This is a genomic window from Streptomyces sp. NPDC026659 (assembly GCF_040638245.1).
In the GTDB taxonomy this organism is placed as follows: Bacteria; Actinomycetota; Actinomycetes; order Streptomycetales; family Streptomycetaceae; genus Streptomyces.
On the sequence record NZ_JBEZXY010000003.1, the window covers coordinates 375,714 to 389,581 of the forward strand.

Below are 13,868 nucleotides of genomic sequence, written 5' to 3' on the forward strand. Positions count from 1 at the left end.
GAGGCTGTTGGCCGCATTAGCTCTCTCAGAGGGGGCCTCAATGGCTGTCGAAATCCCCCCGCTCATCAAGCCGTCCCGGCTCAGACACCGGGGCGGTCTGGCGGGCGAGATGATGGCGGAGTTCATCGGGACCTTCGTCCTCATCGCGTTCGGCTGCGGTGTGGTCGCCATGGCGGTCGCGGCGCTGCCCGGCTCCGGCCGGGCAGCCACCACCACGACCATCTTCCTGGCGGCGGGTGACTGGCTGCTGGTCGCCTGGGGCTGGGCCCTGGCGGTGACCTTCGGTGTCTACGTGGCCGGCGGCGTCAGCGGCGCCCACCTCAACCCGGCCGTCACCCTCGCGGTGGCCGTGCGCCGGGGCTTCCCCTGGATCAAGGTGCTGCCGTACTGGTTCGCGCAGGTCGCGGGCGCCTTCGCGGGCGCGGCGCTGGTCTATCTCGTCTACCACAACGCGATCGACACCTTCGACGCCGCAGTGCCGGGCCCCAAGACCAACGGGCACACCCTGGCCTCGTTCTCCATCTTCGCCACCTTCCCGGCGCCCTACTTCCACGGGGGCATCTGGGGTCCGCTGATCGACCAGATCGTCGGCGCGGCCTTCCTGGTCATGTTCGTCGTCGCCATCCTCGACCTGCGCAACCAGGCGGTGAAGGCGAACCTCGCCCCGCTCATCGTGGGCTTCGCGGTCGCCGCGATCGGCATGTCCTTCGGCGCGAACGCCGGGTACGCGATCAACCCGGCCCGCGACTTCGGCCCCCGCCTGTTCACCTGGGCGGCGGGCTGGGAGAGCCTGGCGTTCCCGGGCTCGGTGGCGGGCCAGTTCAGCGGGTACTGGTGGGTGCCGATCGTCGGCCCGCTGATCGGCGGCCTGGTGGGCATCTTCCTCTACGACCTGTTCGTCGGTGACGTGCTCTACCTGCGCCACGAGATGGGCGAACTCCCCGAGCCGGGCCGCAGCCGCCCGACGCGGGTCGACGAGGGCGACGAGTGACCGGACCGCGCGAGGAGATCCGATGGGCCGGTACCGGGCCCGGGCGGTGGCCCGGGCCCGGCTGCGTGTCCGGGTGACGGTGCGGGTGCGGGGATTCCGGCTGCGGGTGCGGATACGGGTCCGGGGGCGCGCGGGGGCGCGGATACGGCTCTGAGGGGGCGCGGCGCGGCGTGGACGGCGGGGACGCGCGTTCGGGCGTTCGTCGTGCCGTGTGATACCCGGCGCGGGTGCGCCACCCGGCGTTCCGGTGGGCGTTGGAGTTCCCGTAGCGGTTCCGCAGGAACGATTTCCCCGTGCGTGCCGCCGTGTTGTCGCACAGCGCGAGGGTTTTGGAGTACTGACGAAGTGTGGGCTTACGCCTCGGGCACCGATCGGGCGTCCACGACGGGCCGTCCGGAACCGGGTGTGCTGATCGGCCGCGCGGCGGAGACGGCCGCACTGCGGGAGGGCCTGGCCCGGGGACGGCTGGTGACGGTGACCGGGCCCGCCGGTGTCGGCAAGAGCAGCGTGGCCACGGCGGTGACGGCCTGCGGGGCCTGGGGTCCGGTGGTCCGCGTCCGCTGCCCCGGCGGCAGCCGTACGGCACCGGGCGCGCTGGCGGCGCGGGTCGCCGAGGCGATGGGCGGCGGCCCCCTGGACGCGCTGGAGACCGGACTCGGCGCGAACGGCCGCCCCACGCTGCTCCTGCTCGACGACGCCGACGCCGTACGCACCGAGTGCGCGGGCCTGGTGCAGCGGCTGCTGATGGAACTCCCCTCCGTACGCGTCCTGGTGACCTCCCGCCAGGCGCTCGGACTCGGCGACGAGCGGGTCGTACGGCTCGACCCGCTGGGCGAGGCGGCCGCCGTGGAGCTGTTCCTCGCGCGGGCCCGGCCCCGGACCGTGGAGGAGTACGGCGTGGTGGCCCGGATCTGCCGGCTGCTGGAGGGCCTGCCACTGGCCGTGGAGCTGGCCGCCGAGCAGCTCGAACAGGGCATGGAAGTAAGGGAGTTGGCGGACCGGCTGGAGCGGGACCAGTGCTGGCTGTCCGCGCCGTCACCCGCGCTGCGCAGGCACCGCTCGCTGCGGTCCGCGATCGGCTCGGCCTATCTGCTGTGCGACCGGGCCGAGCGGGCGGTGTGGAGCCGGGCCGCCGTCTTCGCCGGGCCGTTCACCGAACCGTCCGCCGCGTATCTGTGCTCCGGCGCCGGGGTCGCCCCGCACCAGGTCCCGGCGTGCCTGGCCCGGCTGACCGCCGCCGGGGTGCTGCGGACCCTGGGCGAGCCCGGTGGCGTACGGCCGCCGCGCTACGCCATGACCCGGGCCGCCCGTGACTTCGGTGCCGAACGGCTGCGTGCGGCCGGGGAGTTCAAGGTGGCTGCCACCCGGCATGTGCTGCACCACCGGCGGCTGGCCGAGATCGCCGGGAACCTGTGGAGCGCGGGCGAGCAGCGGCAGGCGGCCCGGCTGGTGCGGGACAACGAGGCCGACCTGTCCGCCCTCGTCGACCACGCGCTCGCGCAGCCCGACCCGCCCGCCGGGCAGGTGGCGGCGGCGCTGGCCGGGGTGGTGGACCTGTGGTTCTGGTGGGTGGTGCACGACCATGCCGAGGAGGGCCGCCGCCATCTGGCCCGGCTGCTGCCCCGTCACCGTGCCGACGACCACCTCGCCGCCCGCGCCCGCTGGCTGGCCGCCTGGCTGAGCGCCCCCGGCGACCCGGCCACCGCGCGCGATCTGCTCGGCCAGGTCTGGCCCGCCGCCGTGCTGGCCGGTGACGACGCGCTGATCGGCCGGGTCAGCCATGTCGAGGGCGTACTGGCGTGGGAGCGCGGCGACACCCGTGCCGCCGCCGACTGTTTCCGTCAGGCGGCCGACACCGTCCCGCCGTACGCCCCCGGCGGCCCCGCCCCGGCCGTCAGCCTCGCCGCCCTGGCCGTGCTCCAGGCCCCGCTGACCCCCGCCTCGGCCGGGCGCGACGCCCGCCGCGCCCTCACCCGGCCCGGGGTCCGCGAGGACGCCTGGGCCACCGCTCTCGCCCGCTATGCCCGCGCCTACGCCGACCACCACCAGGGCCACTCCGGCCGGGCCTGGCACCGGGCGCGCCGCGCGCTGGCCGGTCTGGACCCCCACCCCGCCCCGCTCGACACCGCGCCCGACATGCCCCGAGTCCGGGCTGCCCTGCGCGCGTTGCTGACGGAGATCGAGTCCTCGGCGCCTTCGGGCGTGCGCCCGGCGGTCCCGGGGCCGCGCAAGGGCAGTCCGGTCCTGTGATGCAGGTCACTTAAGAATCTCATAAGACTAAGGGCAACCGTTTACCCACGTAACCGGTCATCTCTGCGAACACACCGATCACTCACGCATCCGAGGTTCGCATGAAGCTCCGCCGTTCCCTGGCTCTGGCCGCAGCCACGGCTGCCATCACCCCCGCTGTGCTGCTGGCGGCCCCGGTCGCATACGCCTCCGACGAGGTGCCGGCGGCCACGTCCTCCGAGTCGACGTCGACGGAGGAGAGCCAGACCACCACCGAGACGACTCCGGGTACGGAGGAGACGACGGCGGGCACGGAGGAGACGACTCCGGGTACCGAGGAGACGGCGAAGGGCACCGAGGAGACCACCTCGGGCACCGAGAAGACGGCTCCCGACACCAAGGCGTCCACCCCGGCCGCGGACGCGTCGAAGTCCACCGACGCGTCGCCGTCCGCGCCGGGGGCCGCCCCCTCGCCGTCCGCGTCGGCCTCCGCGTTCCCGACCGAGTGCGACGAGAACACCCAGCCGAAGTTCGACGACAAGCTGCGCACCAGCCTCTCCGGCCTGCCGTCGAAGATCGTGGCGGGCAGCGGGTTCCACAACTTCAAGCTGAACGTGAACAACACCGGCACCCACGCCTACAAGCGGGTCGACCTCGGTGTGTTCGCCGCGGCCGTGAGCGAGGACGACCTCTCCGACGCCAACCACCTCACCCTCCAGTACAAGGACCCGACCACCGGCGCGTGGACGGACATCTCCCTGGACATGGACAGCGACGACGCGGGCTACCTCGGTTACACCGATGTCCAGGCGAAGGAGTCCTTCTCCATCGACCTGCGCCTGGCCGTCGACGCGAAGGCCCCGGACGGCTTCGGCTTCGCCGTCAGCGTCGGCATGTACGCCGACGACAAGGGCAACTGCGTCCAGTCGAGCGACGACAACTTCTACGAGTTCGACGTCCTCAAGGCCGGTGCCGCCCCCGGCAAGCCGACCGAGGCCAAGCCGCAGGGTGGCCGCAAGCCGCTCCCGGCCAAGCCCGCCGGCAACACCCAGATCTCCCCGCAGGGCCACCTCGCCGAGACCGGCGCCAGCTCGGTCCTGCCGCTCTTCGCGCTGAGCGGTGGCGCCGCCGTCGCGCTGGGCGCGGGCGCGGTCTTCGCCGTCCGCCGTCGCAAGGGCGCCGCTTCCGGCATCGTCGCGTAACCGTCGTTTCCCGACGTCCGGCAGCGCCGTACACGCACACGGGGCCTCGTCCACCCACCGGTGGGCGAGGCCCCGCGCCGTACGACCGGTACTCTTCCCTCCGCCGTCAACCGCGCCACCGTGCCCCTGGTTCCGGCGTTCATCAGACCTGGCCGGACGTGTCGTCAAGCCGTCGGCAGCGTGGTCGTCGTCGTGTGGCTCGGCGTGCCGCCGGGAGAGGATCAGCGTGGGTTCCAGGAGCGAGAGCGAATTCGGTGCGGCGGGAAGCGGGTTGACGAGGGGCGGGCCGGACCCGGCCACCCTCCAGATCCGCCTGGTGGACACCGCGTCCCCGGCTCCGGCGGCCGGGCCGACAGCCGGACCGGCGCCCGAACCGGCGGCCGGACCGGCCAAGAAGTCCGGTGGCAAGGCGGCCGGGCTCCTCAAGTCCAGCGCCGTCATGGCCGCGGGCACCCTGGTCTCCCGGCTGACCGGCTTCCTGCGCACGCTCGTGATGGGCGCGGCCCTCGGCGTCGGCACGCTGAACGACTCCTACCAGGTCGCCAACACCCTGCCGACGATGATCTACGTCCTGGTCGGCGGTGGCGCGCTCAACTCCGTTTTCATCCCGCAGCTCGTGCGGTCGATGAAGGAGGACGACGACGGCGGCGTGGCCTACGCCAACCGTCTGATGACGCTGGTCATCACGCTCCTCGGTTCCGTCACCGCGATCTGTGTGGTGGCCGCGCCCTGGCTCATCCGCCTGATGTCGCCGTCCATGGCGTCCCACCCCGACCAGCTGGCCGTGGCGGTCACCTTCGCGCGCTGGTGCCTGCCCACCATGTTCTTCATGGGCCTGCACGTGGTGATGGGCCAGATCCTCAACGCGCGCGGCCGGTTCGGCGCCATGATGTGGACGCCGGTCCTCAACAACATCCTGATCATCGTGGCGTTCGGCTCGTTCGTCTGGGTGTTCGGCTCGGCCGGGCACTCCGGCATCTCGGCCGCCTCCATCAGCCCCGAGGGCGTACGGCTGCTCGGCATCGGCACCCTGCTCGGCCTCGCCGTCCAGTCGCTCGCGATGATGCCGTACCTGCGCGACTCCGGCTTCCGCATCCGGCTGCGCTTCGACTGGCGCGGCCAGGGTCTCGGCAAGGCGCTGGGCCTGGCCAAGTGGACGTTCCTGTTCGTGCTGGTCAACCAGGCGGGCATGGTGGTCGTCACCCGGCTCGCCACGGCGGCGGGTGCGGCGGCCGAGAAGACGGGCCACCCCGGCACCGGCATCACCGCCTACAACTACGCCCTGCTGCTCTGGCAGATGCCGCAGGCCATCATCACCGTCTCGATCATGACGGCGATCCTGCCGCGCATCTCCCGTGCCGCCCACGAGGAGGACTTCGCGGGCGTCCGCGACGACCTTTCCCAGGGCCTGCGCTCCTCGGCCGTCTTCATCGTCCCGTGCGCCTTCGCCTTCCTCGCCCTCGGCGTCCCGCTGATCCAGCTGCTGTACGCGGGCGCCGGTGAGGAGGGTGCCCGCAACATCGGCTTCGTGCTGATGGCGTTCGCGCTCGGCCTCGTCCCCTACTCCGTGCAGTACGTCGTGCTCCGCGGCTTCTACGCCTTCGAGGACACCCGCACGCCCTTCTACAACACGGTGATCGTCGCCGCGGTCAACGCCGCCGGGTCCGTCGCCTCCTACCTGCTGCTCCCGGCCCGCTGGGCCGTCGCGGGCATGGCCCTGTCGTACGGCCTCGCCTACGCGACCGGCGTCCGCGTCGCCTGGACCCGGCTGCGCAAGCGCCTCGGCGGCGACCTCGACGGCCGCCGCGTCACCCGCACCTACCTCCGCCTGATCGGCGCCTGCCTCCCCGCGACGGTGGCGGCGGGCCTCCTCGTCCGCTGGCTCTCCGGCATCACGACGAACCCCGTTCTCTCCTCCGCGATCGCGCTGGCCGCCGGAGGAACGGTCCTGCTCGTCCTCTTCGCCGTCTTCGCCCGTCTCTTCCGCGTCGAAGAGGTCAACGCCGCTCTCGGCATGCTGAAGGGTCGCCTGGGCCGCTAGGGCCTCTCGTTTGGATCAGGCCGGGCTCGCGGGCCCTGGCACCGCGCCTCGCCGCGTTGTCGTCGGTTGCCATGGCTCCGCCATGACGCCCTCCTCCGCCTTGCGATGCACGGCACCAGACCCCACTCCCTGATCCGGCCTGATCCAAACGAAAGACCCTGAGTCACCAGCCGGTCAGCAGCAGATGGTTGACCAGCAGTGCCGTGACCGCCTGGGCCCCGAGCCACACCCGGGGCCCGGGCAGATACGCGCACGCCGGGAGCAGCCACATCGCGAACGGCAGCCAGATGCGCTCCGTCTCGGCCTTGCTCATGCCCGACACGTCCGCGACGAGCAGGGCGAGCAGGGCCGCCCCGGCCAGGAGCGCGAGCCGGGTGGCCGCCGGGTCGGTGCGGCGGGCCAGGGACGAGCCCGCGCGGCCGAGCCCCGCCGCCGTCGCCGGGCCCGTGATGACCGCCGTACAGGCGAGGTTGGCCCAGATCCAGTAGGCGTAGGGGCGTGTGCCGCCGATGCCCTGGTAGTAGCGGATCACCAACAGGTGATAGCCGGTCCACCAGTTGAAGCCGAGCAGCGTGAACACCACGGGGACGACGGCCAGTCCGGCCACCAGCGTCACGAGGAGCAGCGGACGGGCGCGGACCCCGGCGCGGCCGAGCCACAGCACCGCGAGCGCGACGACGGCCATCAGCGTCAGGCCGTAGGAGAGGTAGACGGTCAGGCCGAGCAGCAGGCCGGAGGCGCCCGCCCACAGCGGTGAGCGTCGGGTGACCGCGAGGGCCAGGAAGGCCAGTCCCCAGGCGGCGGCCGCCGCGAAGTAGGCGTCCGCAGAGGCGCCCAGCCACACCGCGGCGGGCGCGAACACCAGGAAGGGCGCCGCTCGGCGCGCCGTCGGCTCGTCCACCAGGGCCCGCAGCGCGACCAGGACGGCCGCGCTCGCCGACGCGCCCAGCACCGCGCACCAGATCCCCGCCCAGGCCCCTCCGCCGAGACCGATCCGGTCCAGGAGCACGAAGGTGACCGTGGCGGCCGGGGGATGCCCGGCGATGTGGGCGGGCCAGGCACCGGGCGTCCCGCTGACGATGTGCTGGTCGAAGTCGCGCAGGGTGGCCGGGATGTCGTGGAAGCGGCCGATCACCCGCAGATACTCGTTGGGGGCGGTGAGCCGGGTCGCGATCCCGGTGTGCCAGCCGTCGACCAGCGCGAGCGAGAAGATCCACGCCGCCGACACCGCCCAGGATGCCCACGGCAGCACGCGCCAGGACAGCCGGGCCGCGAGCGCGGGGCCGTACGCCACCGCGCCCGCCGCGAGCAGCAGCGCGGCCGGGGTGCCCGGGCCCACGTGCGGGTCCCATGTGGCGAACAGTGGCGGCCAGCGCACGAAGAGGGTGTGCCGGGTGTCCTGGATGTGGCGGCCGACCAGCACGGCGGCCGTCACCAGCAGGACGGCGGCGGTGGCGGCGACGAGGTCGCGGCGGGCCACGGGGGACGCGGGGCGCGCGGAGGCGGGGTGCGGGGAGCGGTCGATCACACCGGCACGCTAGGCCGCCCGCGTGCGCCGGGGCCGCCGTACGGGCCGGATGTCAGCGTTTCGTCATGGGTCGCGCACCCGTTCCGGGGGGTCGTCCGGCCTACGGTCGGATCATGCGCGACCACCCCCGGCTCCCCTCCTCCCCCGCCTTCTGGCGCAGCCCGTTGCGCGGCACCCCGTTCACCGCCGTGCTCGGCCTGGTGCTGCTCGGCGGCATCACCGTCATGTTCGTGACGGGCCTGGTGTCGTACGCGGCCTACAGCCCGGACCTGTCGCCGGTGAACGACACGACCCCGGACAAGGGGCTGCTCGGCTTCTACCTGTTCGACTGGCCGGCCGGTCCGTCCTGGCTCTACCGGCTCACCCAGGGCACGCACGTCACGCTCGGCGTCACCCTCGTCCCGGTGCTCCTCGCCAAGCTGTGGTCGGTGGTGCCGAAGCTGTTCGCGCTGCCCCCGGCCCGCTCCCTCGCGCACGCCCTGGAACGGCTCTCCCTGCTGCTCCTGGTCGGCGGCGGGCTCTTCGAGTTCACCACCGGCGTGCTCAACATCCAGCTGGAGTACGTCTTCCCGGGCTCCTTCTACCCGCTGCACTTCTACGGCGCCTGGGTGTTCATGTCTGCCTTCGTCGTCCACGCGGCGCTGAAGGCACCGGCGGCGGTGCGGGCGGTGCGATCGATGCGGGCGGTGGGGTCGGTGCGTGGGGACTCCGGGGTCGCCGACGAGGCGGGCCTGGCCTCTCCTCGCCCGGCCGAGCCCACCGTCTCGCGCCGGGGCGCGCTGCGGCTGGTCGGCGCGTCCTCGCTGCTGCTGTTCCTGACCACGGTCGGGCAGAGCCTGGGCGGCCCCCTGCGCCGTACCGCGCTGCTCGCGCCGCACGGCGGGGCCGACCCGGGCGGCGGTCCGAACGGCTTCCAAATCAACAAGACGGCCGCCTACGCCGGGATCACCGAGGCCGAGACGAGTGCGGACGCGTGGCGGCTCGTCGTCACCGGACCGGCCGGGACCGTACGGCTCAGCCGCGCCGATCTGCTCCGGCTGCCCCAGCACAGCTCCTCGCTGCCCATCGCCTGCGTCGAGGGCTGGTCCACCGCCGACCAGTGGTGGCGCGGGGTGCGGCTGCGCGACCTCGCCGCGCTCGCCGGGTACGACACGGCGGCGGTGGACCTGCTCGTGGAGTCGCTGCAACGGCACGGCGCCTTCCGCCGCGCGGCGCTGCGCGCCAACCAGGTGTCCGACCCGCGCTCCCTGCTCGCCCTGTCCGTCAACGGCGAGCCGCTGTCCCTCGACCACGGCTTCCCGGCGCGGATCATCGTGCCCGCGCTGCCCGGCGTGCACAACACCAAGTGGGTGGCCCGGCTGACCTTCGGAGACCTGTGATGCCCCGGTTCCGCTTCCCGGTCGGCAGCCCGCTGCAACTGCTGCTGCTCGTCTGCTCGTTCACGCTCGCCGCCTACGCGGGCGTCCGGCTGCTCGCCGGTGACTGGCTCGGCGTGGTCCTGTGGATCGTGGGCGCCGCCCTGCTGCACGACCTGGTGCTGCTGCCGCTGTACTCGGCACTGGACCGGGCGCTGGTGGCCGGGTCCGGCGCCGCCGGGCAGCGCTCCCGGGTGCTGTACGTCCGGGTGCCCGCCCTGCTGTCGGGCTTGCTGCTGCTGGTGTGGGCGCCGCTGATCCTCGGCCTGTCCGCCGACAACTACCGGTCGGCCACCGGGCTCGACCCGGACGGCTTCCTCACCCGCTGGCTGCTGATCACCGCCGCCCTCTTCGGTGGCTCGGCGCTGCTGTGCGTCCTGCGGCTGCGCAGGGCGACGAAACACCGCTCGCCCGCCGCCCACTGAGCCTCCGTCCGCCATCCGGCGCCCCGCGCGAGCCGCAGCAACGCCGGGGCGCCGATCCGCGCCCACGGGAACGGCTCGCCCACCGGTCCCCGTCCCTGAGCCAGGTCCACCACCCGCACCAGGGCGCGCTCGTCGACCTCGGCCGGGCTGGTCTCGGCGATCAACAGGCCCCCGGGACGCAGTAGGTCTCGGACCCGGCGCAGCAGGGCGGGCACGTCACCGCCGATGCCCACGTTGCCGTCCATCAGCAGGACCGTGCCCCAGCCGCCCTCGCCGGGCAGCGGGTCGAACACCGAGCGGCGCAGCGCGCGGCCACCGAGCCGGTGGGTGCGGGCCACGGCGGCCGCGCTCACATCGACGCCGAGTACGCGCTCGCCGCGCGCGGCCAGCTCCGCGACCAGCCGGCCGGGGCCGCAGCCCACGTCGAGGACACCGCCCTCGCAGCGGTCCAGTACGGCCCGGTCCACGGCGTCGGCGCCCGCGCACCAGCGCTCCACCTCCAGCGGCAGCAGCCAGCCGTCGTCGCGCCGCAGGAACAGCGGGCCCCGGCCGGTGCGCAGGGCGGTGGCGTACGGGTCGGAGGCGGCCCAGGCGGGCGGTGCCGTCGTGGCGCTCATGACGCACCGCCGTCCGTACAGTCCGCGAGCCGTGCCGCGAAGGCGCCGTGCGGGACGAGGGCGGCGACCGCGCGGGCGTCGGCGGCGGTGTCCACGTCCCGCAGCCGGGGCAGGTCCCGGACCCGCAGCCCGGCGGCGGTCAGCCGCTCGCGCTGCACGGCCCCGGTCTCGGGCACCGACATCGGCACGCCCCGCAGCAGCGCGGGCTCGGGGCGGGCGAGCCCGAGCGCCCAGAACCCGCCGTCCTCGGCGGGTCCGAACCACGCGTCGCAGTCCGCGAAGTCCACGGTCAGCAGCGCGGGGGTGACCTGCGGGGTGTCCATGCCGATCAGCAGCGCGGGCCCCGCGCAGCGGGCGAAGGCGTCCGCGAGCCGCTCGTCGAGGCCGCCCGCGCACTGCGGCACCACCTCGAACCCGTCCGGCAGCCAGGGTCCGGGCCTGCCGTCCAGCACCAGTAGCCGCCGTTCGGCGGGCGCGGCCGCCACCGCGCGCAGCGTGTCCGCGAGCGCGGCCTCGGCGAGCGCGGCGGCCTGCGTCGGCGGGAACGGCGGGGTGAGCCGCGTCTTGACCCGGCCGGGCCGGGGCTCCTTCGCGATCACGAGCAGCGTGGTCATCGCCGTCCTCCCGCCGCCGGGGTCTCGCGCAGTACGCGGCTCATGTCCCGTACCGCCTGCCAGGTGCCGCGCCAGGTGCCCGTCACCTTGGAGTCGCCGGTGCGCGGCAGATACGGCACGTCGTGCTCGGTGACGCGCCAGCCCGCGTCGGCCGCGCGCACCACCATCTGCAGGGGGTAGCCGCTGCGCCGGTCGGTGAGGCCGAGCCCGAGCAGCGCCTCGCGGCGGGCGGCGCGCACCGGGCCGAGGTCGCGCAGGGCGAGTCCGGTGCGGCGGCGCAGCAGCAGCGAGAGGGCGAGGTTCCCGGCGCGGGCGTGCGCGGGCCACGCGCCCCGCCCCTGCGGGCGCCGCCTGCCGAGTACCAGGTCGGCCCGCCCGGCCCGGATCTCCTCGACGAAGGGCACCAGCAGAGCGGGGTCCAGGGAGGCGTCGCAGTCGCAGAAGCAGACCACGTCGGCGGTGGCCGCGAGCAGCCCTGCATGGCAGGCGGCGCCGAAACCGCGCCGCTCCTCGCGGACGACCGTGGCGCCGAGGGAGCGGGCGATCTCCGCGGAGCCGTCGGTGGAGCCGTTGTCCACGACGAGCGCGCGCCAGCCGGCCGGGACGCGCTCCAGCACCCAGGGCAGCGCCCCGGCCTCGTCGAGGCAGGGCAGCACGACGTCCACGCCGGAACGGGCGGGAGAGGGGGAGTTGGTCACGGCCTTCACCCTACGAACCCGAACCGGGGCGAACCGGACTTCGGCACCTTACGAAACGCGGACGTCGGGGCCGCACCGCGCCCCGCCCGGTGGCGTGGTGCGAGGCTGGAGAACATGCAGCAGCCGTACCCCGCCCACCGCCCAGGACCCGCCTCCGCGCGGCCGCCCGAGGCCACCGGACGGATCCTGGTCGTCGACGACGACCCGACCGTCGCGGAGATCGTCACCGGCTATCTGGTCCGCGCCGGACACCTGGTGGACCGCGCCGCCGACGGCCCCGCCGCCCTCGCCCGCGCCGCCGACCACTGGCCCGACCTCGTGGTCCTCGACCTGATGCTGCCCGGCATGGACGGCCTGGAGGTGTGTGCGCGGCTGCGCGAACGCGGCCCGGTGCCGGTCATCATGCTCACCGCGCGCGGCGACGAGGACGACCGCGTCCTCGGCCTGGAGGTCGGCGCGGACGACTACGTCACCAAGCCGTTCAGCCCCCGCGAACTGGTGCTCCGGGTGGAGTCGGTCCTGCGCCGCACCCGGCCCGCGCCCGCCGCCGTGCCCGCCCCCGCTCCGCTCGCCGCGGCCGGGCTCGCCGTCGACCCGGCCGCCCGCCGTGCCACCAAGAACGGCACGGAACTCGCGCTCACCCTGCGCGAATTCGACCTCCTCGCCTTCCTCCTGCGCCACCCCGGACGCGCCTTCGGCCGCGAGGAGCTGATGCGCGAGGTGTGGGGCTGGGACTTCGGCGACCTGTCGACCGTCACCGTCCACGTCCGGCGGCTGCGGGGCAAGGTCGAGGACGATCCGGCGAACCCGCGGCTCATCCGGACGGTGTGGGGAGTGGGGTACCGGTTCGAGCCGGTCGGGTCCTCCGAGGCGGAGGACGGTTCCGGCGGACCGGCGGGCCGTGCTGCGGCCGATGGGTCCGATGGATACGACAGGGCCGACGAGTCCGACAGGGCCGCCGGGCCCGCCGCCCGCGAGGAGGGCTGACATGCGCGACATGCTCCTCATCGCCCTCTACGCCTTCCTCGCCGCCGCGGCCACCGGCCTGGCCGGGGCGGTCGTGCTGCGGCTGATCCGGCGCCGCTCGCTGACGGCCTCCCTCGCGGTGGTGGCGGGTGTCGGGGTGTTCGCGATGCTGGCGGGCACCATGGCCGTGGCCTGGGCGATGTTCCTCTCCCCGCACGACCTCAGGGTGGTCACCACCGTCGTCGCGATGGCCGCCGCCGTCTCCCTGCTCACCGCGCTGCTGCTCGGCCGCCGGGTGGTGGCGCGCAGCCGGGAACTGACCGACGCCGCCCGGCACTTCGGGGACGGCGGTGCCTTCGCCGCGCCCGCCGCCCCGGCCACCGCCGAACTCGCCGAGCTGAGCCGCGAACTGGCCGCCACCAGCGCCCGGCTCGCCGCCTCCCGCGAACGCGAGCGCGCCCTGGAGGCGTCCCGGCGCGAACTGGTCGCCTGGATCTCGCACGACCTGCGCACCCCGCTCGCCGGACTGCGCGCCATGTCGGAGGCGCTGGAGGACGGCGTGGCCGCCGACCCGGCCCGCTACCTCCGCCAGATGCGCACCGAGGTGGAACGCCTCAACGACATGGTCGGCGACCTCTTCGAGCTGTCCCGCATCCACGCCGGGACGCTCCCCCTCAACCCGGCCCGGGTCTCGCTGTACGACCTGGTCGGCGACGCCCTCGACGGTGTCGGCCCGCTCGCCCGCGAGCACGGGGTGCGGCTGGTGGGCGACGGGGTGCAGCCGGTGCCGGTCGAGGTGGACGGCAAGGAGATGAGCCGCGTCCTGGCCAACCTGCTCGTCAACGCCATCCGCCGCACTCCCGCCGACGGCACGGTGGCCGTCGCCGCCCGCCGGGACCCGGAGGGTGTGGTGCTGACGGTGACCGACGGCTGCGGAGGCATCCCCGAGGCGGATCTGCCGCGCGTCTTCGACACCGGCTGGCGCGGCACGGACGCGCGGACACCGCCGGCCGGCGCGGGGCTGGGGCTCGCCATCGTCCGGGGGATCGTGGAGGCCCACCAGGGCCGCGCGAGCGTCCACAACATCCCCGGCGGCTGCCGCTTCGAGGTGACGCTGCCGGCCCCGGCCCACTGAGGCCGGG

12 protein-coding genes are annotated in these 13,868 nt (G+C 74.4%); 8 read left to right on the forward strand and 4 right to left on the reverse strand.

What is annotated here, in order from left to right; translation table 11 throughout:
• The first annotated feature begins 40 nt into the window (after nucleotides 1-40).
• From AB0E91_RS10600 to murJ, 5 genes are all read left to right on the forward strand, one after another.
• Complete coding sequence (locus AB0E91_RS10600; protein WP_361778241.1) at nucleotides 41-991, forward strand: MIP/aquaporin family protein; 951 nt, start codon at nucleotides 41-43, stop codon at nucleotides 989-991.
• A 22-nt stretch (nucleotides 992-1,013) separates the two neighbouring features.
• The gene (locus tag AB0E91_RS10605) at nucleotides 1,014-1,145 is read left to right on the forward strand and encodes a hypothetical protein (protein ID WP_361778244.1); all 132 of its coding nucleotides are present in this window, start codon (nucleotides 1,014-1,016) and stop codon (nucleotides 1,143-1,145) included.
• Between the two features lie 251 nt (nucleotides 1,146-1,396).
• Entirely contained in the window at nucleotides 1,397-3,241 is a 1,845-nt protein-coding gene (locus tag AB0E91_RS10610; protein ID WP_361778247.1) for a hypothetical protein, read from the forward strand.
• Between the two features lie 101 nt (nucleotides 3,242-3,342).
• Nucleotides 3,343-4,422 (forward strand): LPXTG cell wall anchor domain-containing protein, encoded by a 1,080-nt coding sequence (locus AB0E91_RS10615; RefSeq protein ID WP_361778250.1) that lies wholly within the window; start codon nucleotides 3,343-3,345, stop codon nucleotides 4,420-4,422.
• Between the two features lie 271 nt (nucleotides 4,423-4,693).
• Nucleotides 4,694-6,463 (forward strand): murein biosynthesis integral membrane protein MurJ, encoded by a 1,770-nt coding sequence (gene murJ, locus AB0E91_RS10620; protein ID WP_361778253.1) that lies wholly within the window; start codon nucleotides 4,694-4,696, stop codon nucleotides 6,461-6,463.
• Between the two features lie 163 nt (nucleotides 6,464-6,626).
• Here murJ and AB0E91_RS10625 read toward each other — a convergent pair whose 3' ends face one another.
• On the reverse strand, nucleotides 6,627-7,991 hold the full coding sequence (locus AB0E91_RS10625; RefSeq protein WP_361778256.1) for a hypothetical protein: 1,365 nt from the start codon (nucleotides 7,989-7,991) through the stop codon (nucleotides 6,627-6,629).
• A gap of 113 nt (nucleotides 7,992-8,104) precedes the next feature.
• Between AB0E91_RS10625 and AB0E91_RS10630 the strand changes: the two genes are divergently transcribed.
• Nucleotides 8,105-9,370 carry a molybdopterin-dependent oxidoreductase gene (locus tag AB0E91_RS10630; protein WP_361778259.1) on the forward strand — a complete coding sequence of 422 codons (1,266 nt, stop codon included), beginning with the start codon at nucleotides 8,105-8,107 and terminating at the stop codon, nucleotides 9,368-9,370.
• Between the two features lie 316 nt (nucleotides 9,371-9,686).
• Here AB0E91_RS10630 and AB0E91_RS10635 read toward each other — a convergent pair whose 3' ends face one another.
• From AB0E91_RS10635 to AB0E91_RS10645, 3 genes are read right to left on the reverse strand one after another with little or no spacing between them, the layout of a single operon-like run.
• Nucleotides 9,687-10,448 (reverse strand): methyltransferase domain-containing protein, encoded by a 762-nt coding sequence (locus tag AB0E91_RS10635; RefSeq protein ID WP_361778262.1) that lies wholly within the window; start codon nucleotides 10,446-10,448, stop codon nucleotides 9,687-9,689.
• Nucleotides 10,445-11,062, reverse strand: coding sequence for a DUF2064 domain-containing protein (locus tag AB0E91_RS10640; RefSeq protein ID WP_361778265.1), 618 nt, complete (start codon nucleotides 11,060-11,062; stop codon nucleotides 10,445-10,447). Before AB0E91_RS10640 ends, AB0E91_RS10635 begins: the two co-directional genes overlap by 4 nt.
• Nucleotides 11,059-11,769, reverse strand: a complete 711-nt coding sequence (locus AB0E91_RS10645) for a glycosyltransferase family 2 protein (RefSeq protein WP_361778268.1) — start codon at nucleotides 11,767-11,769, stop codon at nucleotides 11,059-11,061. Before AB0E91_RS10645 ends, AB0E91_RS10640 begins: the two co-directional genes overlap by 4 nt.
• 105 nt (nucleotides 11,770-11,874) lie before the next feature.
• Here AB0E91_RS10645 and AB0E91_RS10650 point away from each other — a divergent pair, with 105 nt between their 5' ends.
• Together AB0E91_RS10650 and AB0E91_RS10655 are read left to right on the forward strand one after the other, a co-directional pair.
• Nucleotides 11,875-12,747 (forward strand): response regulator transcription factor, encoded by an 873-nt coding sequence (locus tag AB0E91_RS10650; protein ID WP_361778271.1) that lies wholly within the window; start codon nucleotides 11,875-11,877, stop codon nucleotides 12,745-12,747.
• A gap of 1 nt (nucleotide 12,748) precedes the next feature.
• Entirely contained in the window at nucleotides 12,749-13,861 is a 1,113-nt protein-coding gene (locus AB0E91_RS10655; RefSeq protein WP_361778274.1) for a HAMP domain-containing sensor histidine kinase, read from the forward strand.
• Nucleotides 13,862-13,868 lie beyond the last annotated feature (7 nt).